Source organism: Saccharicrinis sp. 156, assembly GCF_050589685.1.
In the GTDB taxonomy this organism is placed as follows: Bacteria; Bacteroidota; Bacteroidia; order Bacteroidales; family Marinilabiliaceae; genus Saccharicrinis.
This window is the reverse complement of the sequence record NZ_JBNGOS010000032.1, coordinates 62,620-74,047: the sequence shown is the minus strand read 5'-3', so window position 1 is coordinate 74,047 and position 11,428 is coordinate 62,620. Positions and strand designations below refer to the sequence as shown.

General features: G+C 40.8%; 6 protein-coding genes. 5 read left to right on the top strand and 1 reads right to left on the bottom strand.

Annotation, left to right across the window (positions count from 1 at the left end; all coding sequences use genetic code 11):
- Positions 1–132: 132 nt before the first annotated feature.
- Positions 133–1,389, bottom strand: coding sequence for an OmpA family protein (locus ACRD64_RS18535; RefSeq protein WP_430934955.1), 1,257 nt, complete (start codon positions 1,387–1,389; stop codon positions 133–135).
- A gap of 187 nt (positions 1,390–1,576) precedes the next feature.
- On the opposite strand from ACRD64_RS18535, the gene ACRD64_RS18530 reads away from it, so the two are divergent.
- The 5 genes from ACRD64_RS18530 (at position 1,577) to modA (ending at position 11,391) form a co-directional block, all read left to right on the top strand.
- A complete protein-coding gene (locus ACRD64_RS18530; protein WP_430934954.1) occupies positions 1,577–5,605 on the top strand; it encodes a choice-of-anchor D domain-containing protein in 4,029 nt (1,342 codons plus the stop codon).
- 61 nt (positions 5,606–5,666) lie between these two features.
- Entirely contained in the window at positions 5,667–7,601 is a 1,935-nt protein-coding gene (locus ACRD64_RS18525; protein ID WP_430934953.1) for a choice-of-anchor U domain-containing protein, read from the top strand.
- Between the two features lie 255 nt (positions 7,602–7,856).
- Positions 7,857–9,278 carry a DNRLRE domain-containing protein gene (locus ACRD64_RS18520; RefSeq protein WP_430934952.1) on the top strand — a complete coding sequence of 474 codons (1,422 nt, stop codon included), beginning with the start codon at positions 7,857–7,859 and terminating at the stop codon, positions 9,276–9,278.
- 108 nt (positions 9,279–9,386) lie between these two features.
- On the top strand, positions 9,387–10,463 hold the full coding sequence (locus ACRD64_RS18515) for a lysylphosphatidylglycerol synthase transmembrane domain-containing protein (RefSeq protein ID WP_430934951.1): 1,077 nt from the start codon (positions 9,387–9,389) through the stop codon (positions 10,461–10,463).
- A 145-nt stretch (positions 10,464–10,608) separates the two neighbouring features.
- Positions 10,609–11,391: a molybdate ABC transporter substrate-binding protein gene (gene modA / locus ACRD64_RS18510; RefSeq protein WP_430934950.1), complete on the top strand. Its 783-nt coding sequence runs from the start codon at positions 10,609–10,611 to the stop codon at positions 11,389–11,391.
- Positions 11,392–11,428 lie beyond the last annotated feature (37 nt).

Below are 11,428 nucleotides of genomic sequence, written 5' to 3'. Positions count from 1 at the left end.
TCACGAATTGCTGCGCATTCGCTCGGGCGTTCGGCAGAACATAAGCAAGCTTTGTTTTGCTCTCACTTCTTCACGAATTGCTGCGCATTCGCTCGGGCGTTCGGCAGAACATAAGCAAGCTTTGTTTTGCTCTCACTTCTTCACGAATTCTACCCTTCGGTTATTGGCTTTTCCCTCAGGCGTATCGTTGGTATCCATGGGAGTGGTTTCTCCCATGCCTTTGGCACTTAGCCTGTCAGGTGAAATGCCTAGTTTTACCATAGTGTTTTTTACTGTTTTTGCTCTTGCTTCCGATAAAGTTAAGTTGCTGGTATCATCGCCGTCGCTGTCGGTATGGCCTTCCACACTGAAATTAATCTCGGGGTGATCCTTCATCAATTGGGTCACTTTGTTAATAATGCCCATCGATTCGGGCTTTAATGTGGCTTTACCCACATCGAACCTGATACCTGATGCGATTATCTTTCCGTCCTGCAATATTCTGTCGTAAAATTTTACGCCACCTTCAGCAATCCTGATATTTTTTACGTAATACAAATTTTCATTGTGAGCGTGATAAGAATATAGGGTCAGTCCCTTTGGATCAAAATCGAGTCTGGGAATATTTAGCAAGCGGGTTTCGTCCATATAAGCTTTTAATTTTCCATTTGTATGGGCAATGGCAATGTGCATCCATTTCGATTTTTTAATGTTTTCACCGGGCAACCTGCTTCTAAAATGACCCATCTCCATTTCTTTGCTAGTAACGTTAATGCCTGTATATCCTGTAGGGCTTCCCGATTTCTGGTTTTTCCTATCGTACAGATGAATTTCAAACGTACCGCTTCCTGGATAATACAAGTCGAACTCTATAGTAAAAACTTGGGGGAGATAATCCTCCTTCGGATTTTTCATATATGGGATAATAGAAGGGTGGCCATCTCTCAACATAATCACCAGATCTTCGCCATACTTGGCCACTTCGGCATTTCCTCTGTGGAGATCCCACCTGGATGGGAACTCACCATTTTCCTCGCTCGATAAATCATCCTCAAAAATAACTTTGTCGCCGGGAACAAAATCATACTTGGCCCACGATAAGGTTGGACTTACACTTTTCTCCACAATGATAACCTGTTCTTCTGGTTGATTAGGGGATTCAGCTTGGCTGTTTGTTTGTGTTTCTTGTTTTTGATTCTTTTTGTTCTTCTTTTTGCCAAACAAACCACCAAGTCCTTCTTCCAGTTTGTCGAAACTTTTATTGATGGTTTTGTCAACTTTTTTATCCACCCTTTTTTCACCTTCTTTCTCGGTTTTCTTTACCGGATCTTTTACTTGCGCATTAATGCTTTGTTGCGAAAAAGTGAACAGGATACTGGCAGCAAATAGGATATAGCATATTTTTTTCATGATTGTTGGTTTATGGTAACACCTAGTTAGGATTCGTTCTTCTGAATAAATGTAAAACTAAACACGAGAGTAGGCTATCCCATAAAAATGGGATTTTGAATACCATATCCCATTAATATGGTATTGAAGTAGTATCCAATATGAACTAAATTATAGAAAGTTCATATTTTTTCTGGAGGATACTATTATGAAAAAACATTACCTGGCTTTATGCATAGTAGGGGCTTTGCTGCTAATCCTTGCCCCTGTCAAAGGACAATATGTTGAATTTGTCCAGATAACCGATGATACACGAGATCAAAAAATTCCGGCAATTGATGGCGATTATGTGGTGTACGAGCATTACCCTTTCGGAGGCGGTGTTGAGATTTATTTATATAATCGCGTAACCAAAACCGAAAAATTGCTTACCCCGGGCCCGGCTACTTTACGAATGAATCCCGATATTTCCGGCAACCGTGTGGTGTGGTCAGAAAAAGTGGATGACGAGTGGGATTGGGATATATTTATATACGACATAAACACGCCGCATATCGACCCACGTCCCCTATTGGTTTGGGAGGGGGGCCAAAGAAAACCAGCTATCCATGGCGACATCTTAGTGTTTGTCGATTATAAAATGGATGTCGATTACGGTAATGTTTATGCTTATGATTTTGCGACAGGGGTACTTACCCGCTTAACCCATGATGTTGAGCAAGGGCAAACAAACCCGGATGTGTTTGGTGATTATGTGGTGTGGGAAGATTTCCGGTCTGGAGATTGGGACATTTATATGTATCATATCCCCACAGGAACAGAAACGCAATTGACCGATCATCCTGCCAGTCAACAAAGGCCTGCTATTTATGACAAGCGCGTTGTCTGGATGGACTATCGCAATGGAGATTGGGATATCTATATGCATCATATCACTCATGGAATTGGTAGTGTTTTTGAGAATTTTGATTGGCCCTTATGGAACCTGGGCCAATATAACAGGGAAGATCAGAAGTACCCGGCTATTTATGGGGATCGTGTGGTTTGGCAAGATGACAGAAACGGAGACTGGGATTTGTACATGTTTACTTTTATAAATCCTATCGCTGGAAACTTTACCAGAATGTTCGATGTGGACCATGATCAGACAATGCCGGCGATTTTTGATAAATATGTGGTGTTCGAAGATGAGCGTGACAATGATGGAGCAAAAGATATTTGGCAATGGGAAGTGCCTCCGGGATGCGATTTGTCTTTGGTGGTAGAGGATGAACCTGACCCGGTTGTTACGGGCAACGAGCTAACTTACACCGTTTACATTAAAAACACGGGACAGCAAACTGCCAACAATGTTTTGGTAACGTGTACTTTATCTTCCAGTGTTGATTATGTAAGGTCGTACAATAGTCATGGTACAGGATCGACTATCGTGGGTAATGAGGTGCTTTGCAGTCTGGGCACCATGGAATACAACGACCTTGACACCATAGAAGTAGTAGTGACCCCGCTGGACGAAGGCAGACCCATTTTTACCGCTCTGGTTGAAACGATTGACAACGATATAAATCTTGAAAACAATTTTCAAAGTATAAGAACAGACGTAGTATGGGCTCTATCGGATGTAATTGATGTTGGTATGAGTCCCTCACTGTACATGCATAATAATGCATCTCATATTGTTTATACCGACAAAGAAGAAGGTGATTATTTAAGATACGCTACTAATAAAAGCGGTGCCTGGTCAAGAAGTACTGTTTATGAAAATGATGATGATCCAATTTTCTATCCTCATGTTGCCGTAGATCAAAACGATACGGTCCATGTGGTTTATTATGAATATATATATACTAACTGGCTTTCACCTTATGAATTATACTATGTAAAGCAAACAGCATCCGGTTGGTCCACTCCTTTGAAATTGGCCGATTCATCTAGCGACTTCGGAGGTGTAAATATTAATTGCAGTCCGGAAGGGATTGTCTATGTTTCCTATCTGAAAACTCAATGGGGCGATAATATTAACTTACATTATTTTAATGGAACATGGAATGGTCCCCTTGTGCTGCCAACTTTGCCTTCCCGGAGCGCCTATAATGACCTGGCCATGTCGGTCGATAATAATGGTCATATCCATTTTGCTTATTATTTAATGGGTGCTGTGAATCAGGGCCCTCATTATATGACCAATGCGCCCGACAGCATATGGAAAACCTCGGAGTTAATACAGGACAATTGGGGGGGAGGTCAACTTGAAACCTTACGCTTGAGCATAGCTACCGATAATGGCAACCGTCCACATATTTGTTATTCGGCATCTCACGAGGGAGACTATGAAGAAAACTATATGTATGCGGTGAAGACTTCGGGCAGCTGGTCAAACGACTTTGTATATGCCCAGCAATGGAGTAGCTTTAGTGCTATTGCTACCGATCCATTGCAGGATCCTCATATTTGTTTCAAGGATCAAATTTCAGGTAGGTTGATTTATTCTTTCGAGAGTGGCGGAAATTGGGTACATAAAACGATTACGAACGATGGCAGTAGTATTAATGGAATAAAATCAGATGATGACGGTTATGTTCATATTGCCTTTAGCGAATATAACAGCTCGTATGGTAAAAACGTGTTAAAATACCTGACCAGCAGACCGGAACCGCCTAAACCACAAATTTCTGTTAGTCCTGACTCTATTGATTTCTGGAAACGAATTGTGGGACAAATTACCGATCCGCGTGTGGTGACTATAAGAAATTATGGCGATGCAGATTTGGTTATTGCTAATGCAAGTATCGATTATACTATTGAACAGGATTTTTATATCACCGACAATCCTTGTACAACGATTCCTGCAGATGGAAAGTGCGAGATATCCGTTGCGTTCGATCCTCAATCCATTGGCAATAAAACCGAATATCTACGGATAGAATCCAATGATCTTGTTTATCCGGTAATCAGAATTAAACTGAAGGGCGAAGGTTTAGAACCGATAGCCATCGTGAATGGGGATAGCCAGTTTGGAGAAGTAACTGTGGGTTCGTCATTGTCTCATCCGTTCGAAATAATAAACGAAGGCAATACCGATTTAAGGGTCGACCTGGTGGTAATTCAGGACGATGATGCCGACCAGTTCTCGTTCGATGGTTTGCCCGATGGGGCTTTCTACATCAATCCCGGCGAATCCCAAGCTTTCAATGTTTATTTCTCGCCAACAACGGTAGGGGATAAAATCACCCGACTGTTAGTTTATACCAGCGACCTTGATTACCGGAATATTTATTTGACCGGAACAGGTGTCGTTCCATGGTATCCTATTTCAGGAAGCGTAAAAGCCCCCGACAATTCCCCAATTACCCAAGGAGTCGTAATTGTAGACGTCATGAAAGACAATGGAGATCTGGATTTTTTCATCCGGGAAGAGCTTTTTGGGTCGGATTTGTTCAGTCTAAATGCACCGGAAGGTACCGTAACATTATTTATCCATCCGGATGAAGATGTTTATCCTGAGTTAATGCGCGGTTATTATGGTAATGCTGCAACGTTGGCCGATGCCACAATGATCAACCATAACCAGGAGATTATCGGACTTGAATTGTTTGCGCTTAACGCTCCGGGAAATGCAGGAGGCAGCTCTCAGGTAGATGGTTCTTTAGAAAATGAAGATAGCCCGCAGGCCTATCCAACCGGGTTAAAATCTGTTTTGGCCAGCAAAGTTGAAGGTGCAGCCGTTTATTTGTACGACCAGTCCGGAACTATTATTGCGTATGATGTTACTGATGTCAACGGGGAATTCAGTTTTACAAATATCCCGGCAGGAACATTTACTTTTTATGTAGATCATTTTGGCATTCCAATGGGCAATGCGACCCAGGTTGAAGAAGTTGTCATTGATGCTGACGGACAGGTAATGGTGATTGAAGCCAAAATTGTGAATGGTGTTATTACAGCAACTGTTTCGGAAATAACAGGAGTGTCGAGCCTGTTTGATAAAGCTGAACTAAAAGTCTATCCTAATCCCGCAAAATCAGTACTTTATATTGATGCCCCAATGTTCAAGGATGAGGTTGTTGTTCAAATTATCAATGCTGCAGGTCAGGTTGTCTGGCATAAAAACATTCAACCTAACATTGGAGGCTTAAGGACGAGCATATCGGTAGATTTTCTCGAGAATGGAGTTTACTTGTTGCAAGTTATAGGTTATGGTGAAAGTTACCAGACCAAGGTGGTTGTCAGAAATTAGAAATTACTACTCGAGGTGCGGCTTGGAATCGTACCCCGAGTCTAATTTTAACTCTATAGCTATGAAAAATTTATTTTTACTTTCAATGATTATGGGTGCTTTCGTTTGTATGGCACCTATATTGAACCGTTCCTATGCTCAGGAACTCACCGTACCGGATTATGCCTATGGTACGGTATACTCTGAGTGGGGCACGGTTGACGGTCAAGGTGTTACGAATCCGGGGCCTTATGCCGGTTATTCCGAAGGAGACGAAGAAAGACCAGCAGATGTTTTTTTGGCACATGGTTACCGCTGGTGGGGATATCCTGAAAATATTTTATTGATTTGTCACAAATTCCAGCCTTTTAATTATCCAGGCTATCATGGGGTGTGGGATATGTCTCATTTGGGGTGTTCCGGCGCCATGCTTGGCCATTCCGCTGCTTGGGGAGGGGTAGTCGTTGAACCTGAATTGCGCAGGATAAGTTGCTTGGGAGGAACCCAAAACGATGATGATGGCCCCACGGAACAATGGTGTATCTGGCTCGGCATGAACAAAATATGCTATCCTATCCCTTCGCACTGGGGATACACCCGTCCTTATGGTTACCTGCGAAAAATCGTGGAAGTGAAATCAACGGGATCATTGCAGGTTGGCGATCCCGTGGATATCACAGCAAGCCTTGCTTCTCAGGGAGTTTTTGAAGGAGATGGGTCAATGTCAGCTGTAGGTACGCTTTTTCTCAATAAAATAGATGAAATGCCATGGCATAATGAATGGGGCATGGGTCGAGAATACCTTCGCGCAGGCGATGTTGCTGATATTACAGGTACGCCTGAGATGATGAACAATATGCTTGGCCACATCACTTATATGAGTTTAAACAATACCGAAAATACAAGTGCAATAGTAGCCATTGGCGATATTATTGTGGTGGAGGTGGTGTTTGATAATAAAGTTGTACTTGAAAATCCAGGAGAAAGATATGCGGGAGAAAAATCAGAAGGTTGGGTTGGAGAAAGACCTGATGAGTTGTTCAGTTATATTGAGTATACCCGTACGGATTCAATTAAGAAAATGATCAAGAATTATGGGAATACGTTAATATACAATTTAACGAGTGATACTCCGGGTGCTTTTCTTGAAGCATTATCGCCTGCCGGTCCAAACCTGGATACTGATCAGGATGGAATCAGTGATACACGCGAAAAAGGACCAGATGGCAGCGACGACAATTACGACGGTAATACCGATGGACTGGCGGATCATGAACAGGCTAATGTAGCATCTTTCCATACCTATGATGGTTTGAATTACGTAACGATGGTAGTGCCTGAGGATGTAGAGCTTACGCAACTTGTGGTCGCAAGCAATCCATCGCCAGGCGATATGCCAGCGGATGCCGATTTTCCATTTGGCTTTTTCGATTTTTCCATAGATGGACTTGATCCGGGAGAGGCGATTACGGTTATGTTATATTTACATGGAGGCGAAACGGTGGATAAATATTACAAATACGGTTACACCCCCGACAACAACCAGAAACACTGGTATGAATTTATGTATGACGGAGAAACCGGGGCTGACATCAATACAGATGTTATCACTTTGTATTTTGTAGATGGCTTACGTGGCGATGAGGATATTACGGTGAATGGTTCAATCAAAGAACCTGGCGGCCCTATGAAAGATACTTCCACAGGCATAAATGAAGAAAGTATTTCAGGGTTTGTTTTGGGCCAGAATTACCCAAATCCTTTTGCCGGTCAAACAAAAATCGGTTATGAAATATTTAATTCCTCTCAGTTGATTATAAGGGTATTCAACCTTGCCGGACAGGAAGTCAAAACCCTGGTTAACCAGCAAATGCCGGCAGGAAAACACGAAGTTGTTTGGGACGGTAGAGATAACAGAGGAAACCAACTCCGAAACGGCCTGTATTTTTATCGAATGGAGGTGTTTACCGAAACAGGAAGTCATAAAAAGATAAGGAAGATGGTTTTGAAGAAATAAGTAATGTCACTTCTGCCGAGGGTTTGGTTTTGCGGGAAACCCTCGGTTCGGTTACAAAAATTAGTTGTTGATACTACGCAACCATTTTTATTTTTTCACATCATTCCTACATAGTTAAGCGCTTGATAGCGACCGGCTAAACGTTTGTTGTTGTCTAAAACTAAATAGTAAAAACGGTATTGCATCTTGTTGCCGTCAGCAATCTGTAACCTTAACTTTATGAAAAGATTTAGTAACCGGTAAAACTCAAATGTTATGGAAAGATTAACAGGACTTGCATCTAAAACATTGTTTTTGATGGCTTTTTTGATGTGTACATTTACTTCTTGCGAGAAGGATCCCGGAAACGAGCCGGGAAGCGACCTGGGGCAACTTGAGTTTAACTTTTCTTCTGGTGATTTGCAGGAAAGTCTGAAGTCAACAGTAGATGGTGACTCAACGGAGAATGGGGATTTTGCCTACTACAAGTTGCTCATTTCGGTGGTTGACGAAGATGGTGTTGTTGTTCTCGACAAGGAGGCAGTTTCGTTGTACAAATTCTGGGATGGGTTTATAAGTGAAAAAGTGGAACTGAAAGAGGGAACATATACCTTAACCGAGTTTATGATAATTAACGGCAATGGAGAAGTTGTGTTTGCAACACCAAAAGAAGGCTCCCCTTTGGCTTATCTGGTTGAAAAACCGTTACCCGTAAATTTTATAATTGAAGCCAGTGATGTAACGGGTCTCCGAATCGAAGTTATCCCTGTTGGGGATCATCCACCCGAAGACTTTGGTTATGTGAATTTTGGAATCGGCATTGTTAGGCCATTAGCTTTTTTTACTGCGGCATATATCAACCATCCTTTAATTATGGCACCCAGCAGGTTTATAGAAGCTAACCTGGATGTGTACGATCCGGAAGGAAAATATTATGAATTTAAACTCGAAGCAAAGGTAAATGAATTGGTGATTAAAGGACTCAGGGGTAATTATATTTTTTTGCTGAAAACAGACGACTACGAAAAGAAGTTCATGTTTAGTTATCGTGAGCTTAAAATGAGTTCGGAAGATAATCCATTACTGCTTCCCATAGGAGATAATAGCGGAATTTATGAAATGGAATTTATGGCAAGTCCCGATACTACAAAGGATGCGATGATCACAGATTTAAATGGAAACGAAAATTTTGGGGATCACCCCATGTTTTCAGCATCATTTAAATCGGAACCAATTCTAACAGTTATGAGAACTACCCGCAGCTTGATGTATTATGATATTAGAAGATATTTGCCAAAATCAGCCACAATCAAAAAGGTTCAGCTAACACTAACTGTAACTGGTGATATCTATACCATGCAACAACAAAATACAGATATGTTACCAATGTATACCGGGGTTTTTAAGCAAATTGTGGAAGAATGGAAGGAAGAAGGTGTGACCTGGAACAATCAACCGGAAACAACCGATGCAAATAAGGTAATTATTTATTACAATCCTTGGATCGATTTTAACAAAAGAACCTATGATATTACCCGATTATTTGTACCTGTAGACAAAGCCAACTACCCCAACTATGGATTTATGTTTACACATTATCCAGAAAATATATCCGGAGGTATTGAGTTTGGTTCAAGTGATGCTAAAAATAGGGATGATAGACCGGTATTTAAGGTATATTACACTTTGCCATTGTAATAAGCAATCATGTAATGGTTTAGGGCAAAGGGATATGCATCCTTTTGCCTTTTTTAAGCCATAATATCATTTTATTGTTTACATTTACTTTAACAAAGCAAGCGTTAAATGCAGACTCAAGACAACTCCGGGAAAATAATAAAAAGCATCCGGCCGTCAAGGATTATTTGGCCTATAATCATTGGGATTGGATTTTCCGGGTACATGTTATACCATGAATATGAACCTGGTAGTCTTGATGTTTTGCAATTAACCTTAAAAACCGGTTTTTGGATCGCCGTTTCGTTCATGTTTATGGTGATCCGCGATCTCGGCTATATCTACCGCATCAGGTTATTGTCCAATAAAAAGCTAACATGGCAAAAGGCTTTTTCAGTTATTATGTTATGGGAGTTTACCTCTGCTATAACCCCGTCGGCTATTGGAGGAACAAGCGTAGCTATCTTTTTCTTAAATAAGGAAGGTATTCGAATTGGCCGAAGCACCGCACTTGTTATGGTCACCTCCTTTCTTGACGAACTGTTTTTTATAATCGCCTTTCCTGTTGTTTTGCTATTTATAGGGCGCACGGATATATTCGGATTTGGCATCGATGCAGCAGAAAGCCTGCCGTGGTATAAAAATCAGTTTATTCTGTTTGCTTTATCGGGATATGGTTTAAAGTTTTTGTATACCGTTGTTATCACCTATGGGTTATTTGTAAATCCAAGAGGACTAAAATTTCTGTTGCTATGGATTTTCAAGTTGCCAATCATACGAAAGTGGCGTCCGGATGCAAATGAATCAGGTTCGGATTTGATTAACACTTCGAATGAATTTAAGCAATGGCCCTTAAGTAAATGGACAAAAGCCTTTGTGGCCACTTCAATTAGCTGGATAAGCAGGTATTGGGTGGTGAACACAATAATCATATCCTTTTTCGGTTTTTCGTTTATCGATTTTGACGGACATGTCTTGGTGTTTGGTAAGCAGTTGGTTATGTGGATTATGATGATAATAAGCCCAACACCCGGAGGTAGTGGATTTGCTGAATATGTATTTAAGGAATTTCTGGCCGGGATTGTACCTGTGGGTACCGGGGTGGCCATGGCATTTGTCTGGCGGTCAATTAGTTATTATCCTTATTTGTTTATAGGAGGTGTATTGGTGCCGCGATGGATACGTAAGCATTTCATAAAACGTTAGTTATATTTGACAAACATAAAATATTATTAGACGAAATAGTCCTTTTCAATCGCACTTTCTGCGTAAATTGTTGAAGGATTATTTTAGTTTAATCAACACAACAGTTTCAAGAAATTTTACATCTGTGAGATATATCATATTATTAATGTCAGTATTGTTTTTCGTGGCCTGTGATGAGGTTAAGAATAAAAGCAATAAATCTGCATCAGAACATAAGAAAGAGCTTACCATATATTGTGAAAATGCAATGGTTCCGGTACTGATGGAACTTAAAGAAAAATTCGAGTCGGGAAGCGGCTGTACAATTAAGCTGCACAATGATGGCTCTCAGAATTTAAGTAGCCTGATTCAATATACCCAAAAAGGTGATATTTATTTGCCGGCTTCAAAGGTGGGCTTCAAAAAATTAAGCAGCAAGAATTATAATTATATTGTGGATTCCGTGTTTATCGGTTATAACACTTTGGTAGTGATGACTGTTAAAGGAAACCCGACCGGATACGATGGTGATATTAACAGCCTTGTTGAGAAACAACATGCCATAATAATAGCCAATCCCGAAACAAGTACGCTGGGATATGATACCCGAAAATATTTGGAAGAGAAGAAGTTGTACAGTGATGTGATATTAAATGTTGTTGCATTATCTACCGATAGCAGGGGTTTGGTGAAAAGTTTAAAAAATGAGGAGGCGCAGTTAGTGCTGAACTGGGAAAGTGATATCTATGTCAATGGAAACCGCGATCATGTTGAAGTTTTTAACATTCCGGATTTCCAGCAATCGCCTTCCGAAATATACGCCGGGATATTATCTACAAGCGAAAACCCCGAATTAGCCAGAGAATTTCTGGATTATGCTACCGGAGAGGAAGCCATATCAATTTTTAGAAAGTATGGATTTAATAGGAGGAAAACATTAATTTTTTAAATTTATACCCTGAATTAATTGATTTGAAAATAAAATT

Coding starts and splice junctions, on each gene's coding strand:
- ACRD64_RS18535 (WP_430934955.1), bottom strand. CDS start 1,389: ATGAAAAAAATATGCTATATCCTATTTGCTGCCAGTATCCTGTTCACT.
- ACRD64_RS18530 (WP_430934954.1), top strand. CDS start 1,577: ATGAAAAAACATTACCTGGCTTTATGCATAGTAGGGGCTTTGCTGCTA.
- ACRD64_RS18525 (WP_430934953.1), top strand. CDS start 5,667: ATGAAAAATTTATTTTTACTTTCAATGATTATGGGTGCTTTCGTTTGT.
- ACRD64_RS18520 (WP_430934952.1), top strand. CDS start 7,857: ATGGAAAGATTAACAGGACTTGCATCTAAAACATTGTTTTTGATGGCT.
- ACRD64_RS18515 (WP_430934951.1), top strand. CDS start 9,387: ATGCAGACTCAAGACAACTCCGGGAAAATAATAAAAAGCATCCGGCCG.
- modA (WP_430934950.1), top strand. CDS start 10,609: ATGTCAGTATTGTTTTTCGTGGCCTGTGATGAGGTTAAGAATAAAAGC.